Raw genomic sequence first — 15,366 nt, 5'->3', positions numbered from 1 at the left:
GATGGCGCAGATGAAATGATCCCCTGAGGGAGAGTGGCTTTTATCTGTGTCATCTGCGACATCTGCGGTTCCCATTCTTGAATTTTGGAGTTCCTGATGCGCCTCTCCGCCCTCGCCCTGCTCTTCGCCCTGCCTGCGCTGCGCGCGGATGAGGGCATGTGGACCTTCGACAACGTCCCGGTCAAGGCCATCCAGGCCAAGTACGGGGTGGACCTCGGTCCCGCCTGGCTGAAGAACCTGCAGCTGGCCACGCTGCGCTTCCCCAACGGCACCGGCGCCTTCGTGAGCCGGGACGGCCTGGTGATCACCAACCACCACGTGGGCCGCGACGCCATCGCCCAGGTCTCCACCGCCGCTGCGGACCTGGTGAGGAACGGCTTCACCGCCGCCACCCGGCCCCAGGAGGTCAAGGTGCCGGGGCTCGAGCTGATGATGCTGGTCTCCAGCGAGGACGTCACCGCCCGCGTGAACGGCGCCGTGAAGCCGGGCACTGCCGACAAGGACGCGCTCACGGCCCGGCGCAACGCCCTGGCCGACCTGCGCAAGGTGGAGGAGGCGAAGACCGGCCTCACCTGCGAGCCCGTCACCCTCTACCAGGGCGGCGAGTACTGGCTCTACCGCTACCGCAAGTTCAAGGACGTGCGGCTGGTGGCGGCGCCGGAAGTCCAGGTGGCCAGCTTCGGCGGCGACCCCGACAACTACACCTACCCCCGCTGGAACCTGGACTTCGCGCTCTTCCGCGTCTACGAAGATGGCAAGCCCTACCGGCCCGAGGCCTTCCTGCCCTTCGCCCAGACGCCCCTGAAGGCCGGTGACCTGACGATCATCTCGGGGCACCCCGGCGTCACCTACCGGGGCCAGACCCTGGCCCAGATGCGCTACGCGAAGGAGGTGGGCATCCCCTTCCAGCTCGCCTTCCTGGCGCGCCAGCGCCGGGCCCTGGAGGCCTACGCGAAGACCTCGACCGAGGCCGCGCGCACCTCCGCCGACGCCGTCTACAGCATCAGCAACGGCCAGAAGCGGCTCAGCGGCCAGCTCATGGGCCTGGCCAAGCCCGAGAGCCTGGCGCTGGTGGCCACCCGCGAGGAGGAGCTGCGCGCCACGGTGGCCCGGGAGGCCGGACTCCAGGCCAGCGCCGGCGGAAGCTGGGACCGGATCGCGGAGGCCGTCGAGCGCCAGAAGGCCCTACTCAAGGAGTACACCTGCCTGGGCACCCGCGGCAGCGTCCTGTTCGGCCACGCCCTCACCCTCGTGCGCATCCTGGAGGAGGAGGCCCGGCCCACCGCCCAGCGCCTGCCCGAGTTCAGCGAAGGCAGCCTGAAGGCCACCCGGGAGCGGCTGCTGAGCCCGCGCCCGGTGCGCATGGGCCTGGATGAGGCACGGCTGGCCTGGGTCCTCCGCGAAGCGCAGGAGCAACTGGGCGAGGGCCATCCCTTCGTGAAAGCCATCCTGGGCGGACGCACCCCCGGGGCCGTGGCGAAGGCGGCCTGCGCCGGCACCCGGCTCCAGGATCCGGCCTTCCGCAAGCAGCTCCTGGAGGGCGGCCGCGAGGCCCTCGCCAGCCATCCGGACCCCATGCTCGCGCTGGCCCGGGTGCTGGATCCCTTCCAGCGGGGCGTCCAGCGGCAGTGGGAGGACCAGGTGCAGAGCGTCTTCGCCGAGCACGGCGGGCGCATCGCCCGGGCCCGTTTCCAGGCCCTGGGCAAGTCCCAGTACCCCGACGCCACCTTCACCCTGCGCCTGAGCTGGGGGCCCGTCGCCACCTACGACACCGGCAGCGGCACCAAGGCCCAGCCCTTCACCACCTTCCTCGGGCTCTACGACCGCCACGCGGGCTGGGGCGGCAACGCCGCGGCCGCCGAGGATGGCGCCTTCACGCTGCCCGAGCGCTGGTTGCAGGCCAAGGGCCGCCTCGCGCTGGAGACGCCCTTCAACTTCGCCTACGGCTGCGACACGGTGGGTGGCAACTCCGGCAGCCCCGTGGTGAACGCCAAGGGCGAGTTCGTGGGCATCAACTTCGACAGCGTGCTCGAAGGGCAGGGCGGGTACTACGTCTACGACGCCGCCACCAAGCGCGCCGTGGCCACCGATGTCCGCGCCATCCTCGAGGCCCTGCGCAAGATCATGGACGCCGGCCACCTCGCGGACGAGGCGCTGGGGAAGTAGGACCTTGAACCTCTACTTCTCATGTTCCTTGACCGGCGGCCGCCAGGACCAGCCCGTCTACGCCGCGATGGTTGACCATCTGCAGTCCCTCGGCCATCGCGTGCTCACGGCACATCTCGCTTCCGAGGCCGTGATGGCCGCGGACGGTGGGCTGGCGCCGGAAGCCGTCTTCGAGCGGGACACGGCCTGGCTGCGGGATTGCGACGCCCTCATCGCCGAGGTGAGCACACCCTCCCATGGCGTGGGTTTCGAGATCGCCTACGCCCTGGGTCGCGGCAAGCCCGTGCTCTGCCTGGCGCGAGAAGGGGTGCGCGTGAGCAAGATGATCACCGGCATCCGGCAGCCGGGCTTCGCCTTCGCCACCTACGCCACCCAGGAGGAGGCCCTGGCCCGCATGGACGATTTCCTCACAGCCCCCTGATCAGCTCCCGCAGGCCGCTCCAGACGATCTGCACGCCGATGGCCAACAGGATGAAGGCCGACAGCTGGGAGAGCGTGGCCTCGCCCGTGGCGCCCAGGCGGCGGATGGCCTTGGTGCCGAAGCGGTAGAACAGGAAGACCGTGAGGGCCGCCAGCCCGATGCCGCAGCTCGTGGCCAGGAAGCTGGTGAAGGTCTGCGGGTGCCAGATGGGCCCCCGCGGCACCAGGCTGAGCGTCACGGCGATGGAGCCCGGTCCCGCGGTGAAGGGCATGGTGAGCGGGAAGAAGGCCTTGTCCAGCAGGACGGTCTGCAGCTCCGCCTTGTCGGACTCGCTCACCCGCGGGTCGCGGTTCAGCATGCGCCAGGCGCTGTGGAAGACCAGCAGCCCGCCCGCGATGGCGATGACGGGGATGGAGATGCCCAGGAGCTTGAGCGCCCAGCCGCCGAGCACCAGCAGCAGCGTGAGGAAGGCCCAGGTGTAGAACCCGATGAGGGCCGCCAGGTGGTTGCGCTGCTCGTCCCGCACCCCGCTGGTGAGCTGCAGGAAGATGGGCGCCATGGCCGGCGGGTTCAGGATGGGGAAGAGCGCCAGGAAGGCGAAGAGCATGGTGTTCAGGAAGAGGGCCAAGCGGGGCTCCGTTCAGGCACATGCCTGGAGCGATCCTACCCATTCCATCGCCGGGACGGCCATCCTTACGCGATACTTGGGTCAGTTTCATTTGGGAGGACGCCATGCCGGATTCCGGAACTACCCGCCGTGACCTGTTCAAGCTCGGCGCGGCCGCCGCGGCGGGGCTGATCGCCACCCGGCTGGGCGCGCAGGAACCCGGCGAGGCCGCACTGCCGAAGCCCTCGCCAGCGGCGCCCTTCAATCCCGTCACGGCGGGCGCCATGCCCACCCGCAACCTGGGCCGCACAGGGCACCTGGTGGGCCTCTTCAGCCTCGGCGGCCAGGCCGCCATCGAGAAGGCGGAGAACGAGAAGGTGGCCGTGCCCCTCATCGAGCGGGCCCTGGATCTGGGCGTGAACTACCTGGACACCTCCGCCCGCTACGGCGGCGATGCCCGCTGGAGCGAGCAGTACTTCGGACAGGTCATGAAGCGGCGGCGGAAGGAGGCCTTCCTCGCCACCAAGACCCACGACCGCACGGCGGACGGCTCCCTGCGCATCCTGGAGACCTCCCTGAAGCTGCTGCAGACGGATCACGTGGACCTCTGGCAGCTGCACGCCATGAGCACGATGAAGGACGTGGACGATGTCTGCGCCAAAGGCGGCGCCCTGGAGGCCTTCCAGAAGGCCCGGGACCAGAAGCTGGTGCGCTTCCTGGGCCTCAGCGGCCACACGGATCCCGACATCCTGGCCGAGGCCATCCGCCGCTTCCCCTTCGACTGCGTGCTCATGGCCTTCAACGCCGCCGACACCTGGCACCTCCCCTTCAAGAAGACCCTGCTGCCCCTGGCCATCGAAAAGGAGATGGGCATCATCGGCATGAAGATCCCCGCCCGGGGCCGCATCCTCGAAGGCGTCCAGCCCCCGCCCCCCGACCAGCGGCGCGGCACCGCCAAGCACGACCGGCCCGGCACCCTCACCATGAAGGAGGCCATGCGCTACACCCTGACCCACCCCGTGAGCACCGTCATCATCGGCGTGGACACCGTGGCCCAGCTCGAAGAGAACGTGAGGATCGCGCGGGAGTTCCTGCCCCTGAACACCGCTCAGCTGGAAGCCCTGGAGCAGAAGGTGAAGCCCGTCTACGGGCAGGCCTCGTGGTACAAGCGCGACGCGCCGGCGAATCCACCGAAGTGAAAGCGCGAAAAGCGGAACACCGATGAACACCGATAAAAACGGATGAACACCGATCAGGATGGCGAGGAACACCCCCAGGTCCACCCCGCCAAGCCCGACCGGCCTTCAGGCGCCAATCGGGATGCTAGAATTGCCCGGTCCATACCCTCCAGTTCGTGTTTGCTTTTCGTAGTCCCACGGTTCCGTCAACACTTGCATCTTTCTGAACCTGATTAGGCGTACTGCCCACCCCCCTCCGGGCCATCCAAGCCCGCCGTCCGTCGATTTTTAGTCTGCCTATTCAGGCGCCCCCATTCGTAGCCCTGCGGTTCGTTCAACACTTACCCTCCCCCCTCCCCCGAATAGGCGAACTCACCCCCTCCCCGGCCAGTTCGTCTAATTACTAGTTAGGCTGCTCGATATCCTATGAACCTTCTCCTACCAATTGCATTCCTGCTGATGGCCCAAGCTGGCCCTACACAGCCGAAAGGCCAGATTATTGGGCAGATTCCGGCTGACATGATCGCAGTCAAGAACCTTACGATTGGGTCCCTTCGGTCTCGAGTTCTATCTGTTCTCGGGAAACCAAGCAGGTCTCGTCGCGGCTACGACTCCGACATGGGGATGGGCAAATGGGAGGAGATGCACTTCCCTGGGCTGGTGGTTGAAGTGACGAAGCCAGAACCTACCAGTGTGAACCCTGGTCAGAAAGAAGCACATGTTTGGCGAATGATCATCACGGGCAAGGGTTGGTCCACAAAGTGCGGTCTTCGCATCGGCCAAACACGCGAACAGGCGATTTCAGCGCTCGGTCAACCAGCTTCAGAAGAATCGAAAGGAACAGCAACAGTCCTCCATTACTTCCCAAAGGTCTTCGATGGCTTCTTGTGGGTCGAATTACGGAATGACATTGTCACTGAAATCGGTGTTGCAGAGGATTGGACATGAAGATTCGCAGCCTAACCCTCCGCTCCACTCGGACCCCGCCTGCATTGTCTTTCGCTCTCTCTCAACTTCTTGCTAACTCGGCTTCGTTCATCGTCTCGGTGCAGGCGTGGCCGGTGAGCTTCATTCGTTAGGAGGCCCATCTGCTGTTCGACCAGTTTCGAGAAGCCGTGATTGGCCAACCTGTTTCCCATGTCTGGGATGGGTACGGTTCAACCATTTTTCTGGAACTGGGCCAACTTTCACCTGGGTTCCGGAAGGATGGCAATACGGGAAATCCGATCGGGGAAACTACGCTTATGTTCGAGTGGGATTGGCGCTGCGAGAAGGTGCGTTCAATTCTTTGCGGGAGTACAAGCACCGAGAAGCGCCGTATGAAGGTTCTCCACTCACTCAAAGGAGCAACCGTCACAGATCTTCAGCTCTTTGGCCGGCTAAGCGAACTTGAGGTCACTCTCTCAAATGGGCTGAGAGTTCTCTCCTTTTCAACTTCAGAAAGTCAGCCCATGTGGGCGATAATCTGCCGCAACCCACTCAATCTCACGCTCTGCATGAAAAGGGGCAAGCTCGCAACGGAACGCCCGGCCTCCTAACCCTCCGCTCAAGTCGGACCCCGCCTGCATTGTCCTTCGCTCTCTCTCAGCAATTCGCTATCACGGCTCCGCTCGTCGCCTCGGTGCAGGCGTGGCCGCTTAGCTTCATTCGTTAGGAGTCCCACCCGTCATGAGCCATGAAGAGGCGTTCGTGAAAGCATTCATCACGTCTGAAAAGCAGGCGCGATGGGCTCAATTCCTCTCAAGCTCTAAACGTCGAAAGGAAATTCTTGATCGTTTGAACCACAATCTTCCCTACATTCCCGCACTCGGCACCGAGGTTCCAGGCAACCAGGATTTCCCTGCTGAACTCGAGAAGTTGCTCAAGGCAAAAGGGGCAGGCCCCACCTGCCACGTGATCGTGGATGGATTGAAGATCGATGGTCAAGAACTCCCGCTCTCCGAGGCACTTACCCAGATTTGCATGCACGAATTCGGGGCAGTCCTTTCGTGCATCCCCGGGCGTCTCGCATACTACAAACCGGAGTCCCCAAACCGAGGCGTCATCCTCGAACGGCTCTCCCGATGACTCCTAACCCTCCGCTCAAGTCGGACCCCGCCTGCATTGCCTTCCGCTCTCTCTCAACTTGTCGCTATCTCGGCTCCGCTCAGCGTCTCGGTGCAGGCGTGGCCGCTTAGCTTCATCGTTAGGCGCTTCATGAATCGCTTTCGACCAATCCTTTTGAATTTGGCGATGCTTCCAGCGCTCATGGCCACAGCACCACCACAGGGGATTTCTATCGAAAATCTCCATTCGAACGAACAAACCAGTGGTTGTGGCTATGGATATTTCTTGGGTTACACCAACAAGGAAGGGCAGCCAGAGGTATTCGCAGAGGACAACATTCCTGATAACGATGGTGATCGTGTATGCCGAATTCGAGTCAACGGTGAACTCCATCGTGTGACCTTCATTTCCCGCTCCGGAACCACAAAAATGTCAGGGAAGGGCTCGATCGGCGGCAAGTTCACAGAGGTGTGGGGAGATTCGAGCCTCAAAGTCACCTTCCACTGCACCATCACAGCCTTCCTCTTCGGTGAAGAAACGGATTTCCAGGGCCTAATGATCTTAGAATTAGGGAAATCAAAACGGTCCTTCAAAGTGCGCGGGTTCTTAGGTTGTTAAGCTCAGCGCCTAACCCTCCGCTCAAGTCGGACCCCGCCTGCATTGCCTTCCGCTCTCTCTCAGCATCTCGCTATCTCGGCTCCGCTCATCGCCTCGGTGCAGGCGTGGCCGCTTAGCTTCATTCGTTAGGGCTCATAACAAGGTGTCCGCATGGATCTAAAAAACATTCTGACCAGACACCTCCCGTTCCTGTGTCTGACAGCCTTGATTTGTTTCTATCTTGGCAGTCGTGCCTCAAAGCCATCATTCGAGTTCATTCGCATAGATTCGAACAAAGAGTCGGCACTCACAAAGGAATCGCTACAGGTTCTGCAAAACGCCAACGAGGATATGAACCTCCTTCTGGCCGGTAAGTCACCGATTCACGCCCAAAAGGGAATGAAAGTCCTTGATGGTGGGAGTGTCCTATACGAAAACTCTGACTACCAAATCTGGGACTTCAGAAAACTCAATCAGGTGAATGGCGCACTTTTCGTGAAACATGGAGTCAGCCTCCGATTTAAAGGCAGTGAACCCTTTCCTGGGTATGTCGCAGAAGATGCGTCGTACACTTGGCTCGAATCCGCAAACCAAGCGATTCGTGTTTCGCCCTAACCCTCCGCTCAAGTCGGACCCCGCCTGCATTGCCTTCCGCTCTCTCTCAGCATTTCGCTATCTCGGCTCCGCTCGTCGTCTCGGTGCAGGCGTGGCCGCTTAGCTGCTTTCGTTAGGCTGCTTCGCATGAATCGAGCAATCCTCCTTCCGGTAATCATGGCCTTCTCCGTGGGCCAGAACTGCTTTGCCGATCCAACCGAGGATCTCATTCGAAAAGTAGTAACCGGATTTTACGACTGGTATGTTCCGCTTGCATTGGCAGATCAAAAGGAGCCATCTTCGAACATTGCACTTAGAAGAAAGCCTGAGCTATTTCATCCATTCCTTCTTAAAGAGCTGAAGAAAGACGCAGAGGCTCAAGCAGCTGCGAAAGGGGAGATAGACGGGCTCGACTTTGATCCATTCCTGAACACGCAAGATCCAGCCCCTTCATACATGGTTGGAAGTATTCGGAAATGGCAGGGTTTATATTGGGTAGAAGTCTTCACTCGAGACAGAAAGGGAAAGCGTGGCAGTCTGGCTGTTACCCCCCAGGTAGCCGTTGAAAATGGAAATTGCGTGTTCGTAGATTTCTACTATCCCAAAGGTGGGCATCTCCAAGACATTTTGAGGCGCCTTCACCCTGAAAGCATTCCTCGCTCGAAGTGATCGGCAGCCTAACCCTCCGCTCAAGTCGGACCCCGCCTGCATTGCCCTCCGCTCTCTCTCAGCATTCCGCTATCCCGGCTCCGCTCATCGCCTCGGTGCAGGCGGGGCCGCTTAGCTTCATTCGTTAGGCCCTCGATGAACGCATCCTCTCTTTTGGCGATACCAATACTGTTTGTAGTATCCCCATTGAGGGGCGATGCCAGAAAACTGCCAGATCCATATGCTCTGGAATACAACTATGCAGAAGAAATGATTCAGGCCTTTGAATATCAGGAAAAGGTCAAAGCAGTCGAAGCACTCCAATCGGCAAGGGTGAAATCCAGAAAAGAATTCCGCAGATTGGTCGAAATCGTTGCGCGGGAGAACGCCGGCAAGCCGGGATATTGGGCCAATCTATGGCTTGCCTCGCGGGGTGATAGGCCTTCCCTTCTCCGGCTCTGGCACGCACAGAATCATGGCGGTTTCGAGGCCAACTCCCAGGAATGGTCAGAAGCCTTCCATCTATGGGGTGTGTTCAAGCTCTATGCGGCGTCAGATTTCCTTGTCGATTGGGTTTCAGCAAGTAATGTCCTTGCTGGCCACGGTGCTCGCTCCGCGCTCAAGCTGTTGTACCCTCAGGTTCAGGCTTCCAAGTTCGATTGGGCCTCCGAGACTGAATCATTCCAGGGTCTATACAAAGCCGCTATTCAGGCCAAGCGCCTTAAAAATCCAGAGGCATTTCTTGAGCAGTAGTCATGGCCTAACCTCTCGCTCAAGTCGGACCCCGCCTGCATTGCCTTCCGCTCTCTCTCAGCATTTCGCTATCCCGGCTCCGCTCATCGTCTCGGTGCAGGCGTGGCCGCTTAGCTTCATTCGTTAGGCATTCCCCATGGAGATCCAATGAATCCATCTAACGACACCAGCGCTATTCAAATCGTCTCCTTATTTCTTTCCGTCCTCTCACTCATCTTTTCCTCTTATGTCGTTTTTAGGTATAGGCGTCGTCATTTACGCCAGAAGATAACGGAGATGTCGCTAGAATTCGCCTTAGATAAAATTCGAACAGCTCATACAGCTTGGCTAAACATGGCCAACTCCATGCAATACTTCGGTTACCTTTGCATCCTTGCCGAAGATAAGCGAAACGGAAATGGGCCTGGCTGGAGTGTTGCAGAGGAAACAGGAACTGAGCCCTTCAATGTTTACCACGAAGGCAAGGTCGCAATGCTCGACCTCCTTTACAGCTTCTCTGATGACAGCGATCCACTGCTGCTCCAGATCTTCAAAAAGGAAGAAATCATAGATATATGTTCTCGAATTAAGCAATATCAACCGTTTACACTTTTGGCAATGACTGCAATTCACCGTGAAGACAGATACATGACCATGCTTAATGATTTGCTAGCTGTCAACAGTACCATTAAAAAGGCGATAGCTAGACAGTGAACCCGGAATGCCTAACCCCTAGCTCAACTCGGACCCCGCCTGCATTGCCTTCCGCTCTCTCTCAGCTTTCCGCTTCCTCGGCTTCGCTCAGCGCCTCAGTGCAGGCGGGGCCCGGTTAGCTTCCCGAAAACAGATCGGTGTTCATCAGCTTTGATCGGTGTTCATCGGTGTTTTGTCTTTCCTCTCTAGCGCCGAGTACACTTCCACCCGTCGATCCTTCAGCGCCGGGAACCGCTCGCGCCAGGCGCGCAGCTGGGTGAGGTCGATGTCTCCGACCACCAGTCCTTCGGTGGCAGCCCCTTGGGCGATGACTTCACCAAAGCAGTCGTGCAGTGCCGAGGCGCCGGGGTAGTCGAGGCCCAGGGCGTCGCGGCCCACGCGGTTGACGCCGCCGACGGCCAGCTGGTTCTCGATGGCGCGGGCGGCCAGCAGGGTGGACCAGGCGGCGATGCGCCGGGCGGGCCAGTTGGCGGGCACGAAGACCACCTCGGCGCCCCTGGCCGCCAGGGCGCGGAAGGGCTCGGGGAAGCGCAGGTCGTAGCAGATCTGCAGGCCGCAGGGGATGCCGTCCACTGCGAACACGGGACACTCGGTGCCACCGCTGTAGTGCAGGTTCTCCTCGCCGTAGGAGAAGGGGTGGATCTTGCGGTAGGCCGCCAGGAGCGATCCGTCCGGCGCCGTGACGAAGGCGGCGTTGCGGGGGTGGGGCGCGTGGGCTTCGACCACGGAACCCACCAGGTAGAGGCCGAACTCCCGCGACAGGCTGGCCACGGCCTCCACCGTGGGGCCGGGGATCGCCTCGGCGAAGGGTTCGGGGGCCATGGTGAAGCCCAGGGTGAACAGCTCCGGGAACACCGCCACCCTCGCACCGGCGCGGGCCGCCTCCGCCACGAAGCCCCGGGCCCGCGCCAGGTTGGCGGCGGGATCCTGCCAGAGGGTGGCCTGCTGGATGAGGGCGACGCGGAGGGTGCTGGGGCGCATGGAACGATCCTAGATCCAACCTCGCGAAAAAATACTGGAACCGCAGATGTCGCAGATGGACGCAGATAAATATGAGGCACGCTCACTGAGGGTTTTCATCTGCGAAATCTGCGTCATCTGCGGTTTCAATTTCTTGAATTCACGCCTGCCGAAACCGCGCCGGATCGAGCGGCCCGGAGGTGGCGTGGCGCAGGTAGCAGTCGGCGGCCAGCTGGCCCACGGCGAGGCCGCTGGTCATGCCGTGGCCGCCCAGGCCCGCGGACCAGAAGAGGCGGGGGTTCCAGGGATCCCAGCCCAGGACGAAGCGGCGGTCCGGCGCGAAGGTGCGCAGGCCGGTCCAGTACCGCGTGACGGGGCGCTCGGCCAGGTGGGGGGCCAGCTCGCGCAGGCTGGCGAAGAGGCCCTCCAGCACGGCGGGATCGGTGTCGGGCTGGCGCCCGCGGGCGGGCAGGGGCACGGCGACCTCCTCGCAGGGGCACATGAGCAGGCCGCCGCTTTCGGGGCGCAGGTAGAAGGGACGGTCCACCCACCAGGCCCAGGGCTCCTGCTGGGGATGGGCGGCGCCGCTCCACACCAGGGAGCGCCGCAGGGGCGTGAACTCGAGCTGCGAGCCCGCGCTGCGGCCCAGTTCCCCGGCCCAGGCGCCGGCGGCGATGGCCAGGGTCTTCGCATGCAGGAGGCCGCGGTCCGTGTCGAGGTCGAAGCCGTCACCGGTGGGCTTGAGATCGAGCATGGCGCAGCCGAAGCGCAGGTCCGCGCCACCCGCCCGGGCGCCCTCGGCGCAGGCACGCAGCAGGCCCGCGATGTCGATGACGCCGTCGCCGGGGATGGCCAGGTGTTCCGCGGCCTTCAGGCCGGGCAGGGGGATGCCCTCGCCCCGCCGGACCTCCACCCCGTGCCGCGCGGCTTCGGCCTCGAAGGGCGCCAGGGGGCCGGGGTCGGCGCTCACCAGCAGGCCGCCGCTGGGGGTCAGCAGGCCGGCCGCGGCGAGCCGCCGCCGCCCCTCCACCGCCAGGGCCGTGTGCTCGTCCCGGCCCGTGAGGGCGCGGGCCACGGCGGCGTTGTGGCCGCTGGCATAGGTGCCGGGCTGGTCCTCGCGGTCCAGCAGCACGATCCCCGGCTGGCCGGCCCCGGCCAGGTGGCAGGCGAGGCCGAGCCCCGCGATGCCGCCCCCGACGATCACAACCTCTGCCGTTTCAACCGTGCCCATGGAACCATCGTAGCCCTGATGCGCGCCGAATCTGGTTCGGGTGGCCTCCGGTCGCCGGATCCCTGTGACCTCGGTCAAGGATTCCGTGTTGCCACATGAGTGGAAGGCCTATGATGGGAAGCATCCGGAGGTTCCTCCGTGCGGTCGATCCTGCGCGCCATCCTTGCCGTCGTGCTGCTCCTGGGCGGCGGGGCGGGGGACTGGGCGCCGGCGCAGGCCCCGCACACCTGCTGCTGCGGAACGCCCAGCGGCATCGAGGACAGCTGCCCCTGCCCGAAGCCGGAAGGCAACCGGGGACCTTCGCGGGGCGCCTGCCCGGACCGCCAGACGGTGGTGGCCCCCCAGGTCTCCCTGCGCCGGAACCAGCAGGCCCAGCGGCGCACCGAGCCCCGGCCGGAACCCACCCAGTGGGCCGAGGCGCGGGTCGCTTCCGACGCCACGGCGCCAAGGCCCCTCGTCCAGGGACGCGACCCGGACCTGGGGCGGCAGCTCGCGCACCTGGGCACGTTCCGGATCTGAGCGGAGACCAGCGAAGCCCTGCCCGCCGATCCAGGCGGGCCGCCGCCACGTTTCCCTTCCGGAGTTCCCATGCGCTCATCCCTGCGCCTGGTCCCAGCCCTGGTGCTCTTTGCGCCCGGTCACGCCCAGGCCCCCCCGACCCAACCTCCATCGACCGACCCTGTGCTGGCGGACCTCTTGCGGGAGACCCTGCAGGACCATCCAGACTTCCTGAAGGCGGATCACGCCGTCCGCATCGACCAGGAGCGCGTGCCGCAGGCCGGCGTCCTGCCGGATCCCTCGCTGTCCCTGGGCCTGCAGAACGACGGTTTCAAGCGCCTGGAAGTGGGCCGCATGGAGACCAGCTTCTACAGCGTGGCCTTCACCCAGCCCTTCCCCTGGCCCGGCAAGCGCGGCCTGCGGACGGAAGTTGCAGCCCTGGGCGTGAAGGTGTCCGAGGCGGCGAAGAGCCGTGTGAGCCTGGGGCTGGAAGCCGACGTGAGGCGGGGCTACGCGGCCCTGCTGCTGATCCGGGAGCAGAAGACCCTCCAGGCCCAGCAGGCGACCTTCCTGGAGCAGGCCGAACGGCTGGCCCGCTCCCGCTATGAGGTGGGGCTGGGCAGTCAGGTCGATCTGCTGCGGGCCCAGCTGGAACGGACGCGGCTGAAGCAGGCCGCCTTCGCCCTGGAGGCGGAGGAGAAATCAGCCCTGGCCGGCCTCAACCGCCTGCGCCAGCACCACCCGGAAGATCCCATCGACACCACCGCCTCCCTGCGGGACCTGCCCGAACCGGAGCTGCTGACCCTGGAAGCCGTGGAGGCCCGCAGCCCGGAGCTGGCGGGAGCCTGGGCCGGCGTGCAGCAGTCCGAGAAGCAGATGGACCTGGCCAGGCTGGACCGGCGGCCCGATTTCGCCGTGACGGCGGGCCTCATGCCCCGGGGCGGGCTCGACCCCATGTGGCAGGTGGGGGTGAGCATCTCCCTGCCCATCTACGGCCGCAACAAGCAGCAGCGGGCGGTGGCGGAGCATGACCACCACCGGCTCGGCCAGAAGGCCGAGGTGGATTCCGTGCACACGCTGCTCTGGCAGCGCACGGAGGAACGCACCTTCCAGATCCGGTCCCTGCGGGGCATCCGCGATCTGTACCGCGATGGGCTGCTGGTGCAGAGCGAGGCCAGCTTCAAGGCCTCCCTGGCCCAGTACGAGGCGGGGCGGGGCTCCTTCCTGGGTGCCCTGGAGGCCCTCAACGGGTGGGTGGGCGACCAGGGTTCCTACCTGCAGACCCTGGCCCAGCTCCAGGCCCAGCACATCGCCCTGCGCGAGGCGGCCCTCGGGCCCACGGCGCCCATCACTGGCGGCTCCCTCGGTTCCGCCAGCATCTCCTCCGGTGCCGCCGCTCCGACCGCCTCCAGATCCACCGCCAAGGCCCCGGGCGCGGCCCAGGACAGCGGTCCCGCCATGACCAAGATGTAGGAGATCCACCATGAGCCTCGAACAGCCCTCACTCGAAGTCCCGGCCAGGTCCGGGTTCCCCTTCCGCCCCATCGCCTTCGTCACCCTCGGCCTGGTGGTGGGCGTGGGAGCCATGGCCCTGCTCCGTCCCGGCGCCAAGGACGGTCACGACCACGGAGCCACCAGCGCAGCCGCGCCCAAGAAGCAGATGTACCAGTGCCCCATGCACCCGCAGATCATCCAGGACCACCCGGGGGCCTGCCCCATCTGTGGCATGGACCTGGTGCCCATGGAGGAGGTGGGCACCGGCGGAACCGGGCTCGAGGGCCACGCGGCCATCACCATCGACCCCGAACGCCAGCAGCTCATCGGCCTCAGGACCGAGAAGGTGGCGGAGGGGATGGTGAGCGGAGAGCTCCGGGCCCTGGGGCGCGTGGTGGTCGACGAGACCCGCGTCCGCAAGGTGACCGTGAAGGTGGAGGGCTTCGTGGAGAAGCTCTTCGTGGATTTCGTGGGCAAGCCCGTGGCCAAGGGCCAGCCCCTGTTCAGCCTCTACAGCCCGGAGTTCGTGAGCGCCCAGCGGGAGTACCTCCTGGCCCTCCAGACCCAGAAATCCCTCGCGGGGGGATCCCTGCAGGGCAGCGGCGGCGAGCTGCTGGAATCTGCCAAGCGCCGTCTCGGTCTCTGGGACGTGCCGAAGGAGGCCATCGACCACCTCGAGAAGACCGGCGAGGTCCAGAAGGCCCTGACGCTGCGCAGCCCCATCTCGGGCGTGGTGACGGTGAAGAACGTGATGGAGGGCGCCCGCATCACGCCGGCGGACATCCTCTTCGAGATCACGGACCTCAGCCGGGTCTGGGTGCAGGTGGACGTGTACGAGGCCGAACTGGGTCGCGCCAAGGTGGGCATGCCCGCGGACCTGATGGTCGAGGCCTCGCCCGGGAAGACCTTCCGGGGGCGGATCGTGTTCGTGGATCCGGTCATGGATCCCAAGACCCGCACGGCCAGGGCCCGCGTGGAGTTCGCCAATCCCAGGGGCGAGCTCAAGCCGGAGATGTTCGGGGACGTCCTGCTGAAGGGGCAGGGGCGGAAGGGCATGATCATCCCCCTGGACGCGGTGCTGGATGCGGGCACCACCAAGGTGGTCTTCGTGGCCCTGGGCGGGGGCAGGTTCGAGCCCCGGGAAGTGACCACCGGCACCATGGTGGGCGAGAAGGTGGAGATCCGCTCCGGTCTGAAGGTCGGTGAGGAAGTCGTCGTGCGCGCCAACTTCCTGGTGGATTCCGAGTCCCGCCTGAAGGCCGCCCTGGCCCAGCTGACCCACAAGCACTGAATCGAGGATGGTCATGAACCCATTGCCAAAGAATTTCATAAGCGGAGGCGAGCGGAGGAGCGGAGGAGAGCTGAGAAAAGCAAAAGGTTCCTTTTCCGCTTTCCTCAGCTCCTCTGCTTTCCTCAGCTTTAAAAATTCCTGTTCAGGTGCGAGCTGCGCGGCCGATCGGTCCGCTCGGATGAGCCGGGG

The 15,366-nt window shown here is 64.0% G+C and carries 15 protein-coding genes; 12 read left to right on the top strand and 3 right to left on the bottom strand.

Going from position 1 to position 15,366, the window contains the following annotated elements; genetic code table 11:
• The first annotated feature begins 96 nt into the window (after positions 1 to 96).
• Both QOZ81_RS11675 and QOZ81_RS11670 read left to right on the top strand, forming a co-directional pair.
• On the top strand, positions 97 to 2,166 hold the full coding sequence (locus tag QOZ81_RS11675; RefSeq protein ID WP_291206375.1) for a S46 family peptidase: 2,070 nt from the start codon (positions 97 to 99) through the stop codon (positions 2,164 to 2,166).
• Between the two features lie 4 nt (positions 2,167 to 2,170).
• Complete coding sequence (locus tag QOZ81_RS11670; protein ID WP_291206377.1) at positions 2,171 to 2,587, top strand: nucleoside 2-deoxyribosyltransferase; 417 nt, start codon at positions 2,171 to 2,173, stop codon at positions 2,585 to 2,587.
• Here QOZ81_RS11670 and QOZ81_RS11665 read toward each other — a convergent pair.
• Complete coding sequence (locus QOZ81_RS11665; protein ID WP_291206381.1) at positions 2,574 to 3,215, bottom strand: MarC family protein; 642 nt, start codon at positions 3,213 to 3,215, stop codon at positions 2,574 to 2,576. The two genes, QOZ81_RS11670 and QOZ81_RS11665, sit on opposite strands and share 14 nt — an antisense overlap.
• A gap of 104 nt (positions 3,216 to 3,319) precedes the next feature.
• On the opposite strand from QOZ81_RS11665, the gene QOZ81_RS11660 reads away from it, so the two are divergent.
• The 7 genes from QOZ81_RS11660 (at position 3,320) to QOZ81_RS11630 (ending at position 9,703) form a co-directional block, all read left to right on the top strand.
• On the top strand, positions 3,320 to 4,393 hold the full coding sequence (locus tag QOZ81_RS11660) for an aldo/keto reductase (protein ID WP_291206383.1): 1,074 nt from the start codon (positions 3,320 to 3,322) through the stop codon (positions 4,391 to 4,393).
• A 405-nt stretch (positions 4,394 to 4,798) separates the two neighbouring features.
• The gene (locus QOZ81_RS11655) at positions 4,799 to 5,320 is read left to right on the top strand and encodes a hypothetical protein (RefSeq protein WP_291206385.1); all 522 of its coding nucleotides are present in this window, start codon (positions 4,799 to 4,801) and stop codon (positions 5,318 to 5,320) included.
• A gap of 720 nt (positions 5,321 to 6,040) precedes the next feature.
• A complete protein-coding gene (locus QOZ81_RS11650; protein WP_300714412.1) occupies positions 6,041 to 6,439 on the top strand; it encodes a hypothetical protein in 399 nt (132 codons plus the stop codon).
• A 165-nt stretch (positions 6,440 to 6,604) separates the two neighbouring features.
• Positions 6,605 to 7,036, top strand: coding sequence for a hypothetical protein (locus QOZ81_RS11645; RefSeq protein WP_300714690.1), 432 nt, complete (start codon positions 6,605 to 6,607; stop codon positions 7,034 to 7,036).
• Between the two features lie 720 nt (positions 7,037 to 7,756).
• Positions 7,757 to 8,278: a hypothetical protein gene (locus QOZ81_RS11640; protein WP_300714688.1), complete on the top strand. Its 522-nt coding sequence runs from the start codon at positions 7,757 to 7,759 to the stop codon at positions 8,276 to 8,278.
• 135 nt (positions 8,279 to 8,413) lie between these two features.
• A complete protein-coding gene (locus QOZ81_RS11635; RefSeq protein WP_300714686.1) occupies positions 8,414 to 9,010 on the top strand; it encodes a hypothetical protein in 597 nt (198 codons plus the stop codon).
• Between the two features lie 147 nt (positions 9,011 to 9,157).
• Entirely contained in the window at positions 9,158 to 9,703 is a 546-nt protein-coding gene (locus QOZ81_RS11630; RefSeq protein WP_291206387.1) for a hypothetical protein, read from the top strand.
• Between the two features lie 144 nt (positions 9,704 to 9,847).
• Here QOZ81_RS11630 and QOZ81_RS11625 read toward each other — a convergent pair whose 3' ends face one another.
• Together QOZ81_RS11625 and QOZ81_RS11620 are read right to left on the bottom strand one after the other, a co-directional pair.
• Positions 9,848 to 10,684 (bottom strand): nitrilase-related carbon-nitrogen hydrolase, encoded by an 837-nt coding sequence (locus tag QOZ81_RS11625; protein ID WP_291206389.1) that lies wholly within the window; start codon positions 10,682 to 10,684, stop codon positions 9,848 to 9,850.
• A 139-nt stretch (positions 10,685 to 10,823) separates the two neighbouring features.
• Entirely contained in the window at positions 10,824 to 11,894 is a 1,071-nt protein-coding gene (locus QOZ81_RS11620) for an NAD(P)/FAD-dependent oxidoreductase (RefSeq protein ID WP_291206392.1), read from the bottom strand.
• A 138-nt stretch (positions 11,895 to 12,032) separates the two neighbouring features.
• Here QOZ81_RS11620 and QOZ81_RS11615 point away from each other — a divergent pair, with 138 nt between their 5' ends.
• The 3 genes from QOZ81_RS11615 to QOZ81_RS11605 all read left to right on the top strand — a co-directional run bounded on the left by QOZ81_RS11615 (position 12,033) and on the right by QOZ81_RS11605 (position 15,177).
• The gene (locus QOZ81_RS11615; protein WP_291206395.1) at positions 12,033 to 12,413 is read left to right on the top strand and encodes a hypothetical protein; all 381 of its coding nucleotides are present in this window, start codon (positions 12,033 to 12,035) and stop codon (positions 12,411 to 12,413) included.
• Positions 12,414 to 12,482: 69 nt separating this feature from the next.
• Positions 12,483 to 13,865, top strand: coding sequence for a TolC family protein (locus QOZ81_RS11610; protein WP_291206398.1), 1,383 nt, complete (start codon positions 12,483 to 12,485; stop codon positions 13,863 to 13,865).
• 10 nt (positions 13,866 to 13,875) lie between these two features.
• The gene (locus tag QOZ81_RS11605; protein ID WP_291206401.1) at positions 13,876 to 15,177 is read left to right on the top strand and encodes an efflux RND transporter periplasmic adaptor subunit; all 1,302 of its coding nucleotides are present in this window, start codon (positions 13,876 to 13,878) and stop codon (positions 15,175 to 15,177) included.
• Positions 15,178 to 15,366: the final 189 nt, after the last annotated feature.

Source organism: Geothrix sp. (genome assembly GCF_030219325.1).
Taxonomy (GTDB): Bacteria; Acidobacteriota; Holophagae; order Holophagales; family Holophagaceae; genus Geothrix.
The sequence above is the reverse complement of the archived record's forward strand: the minus strand, read 5'-3'. Positions and strand labels throughout refer to the sequence as shown.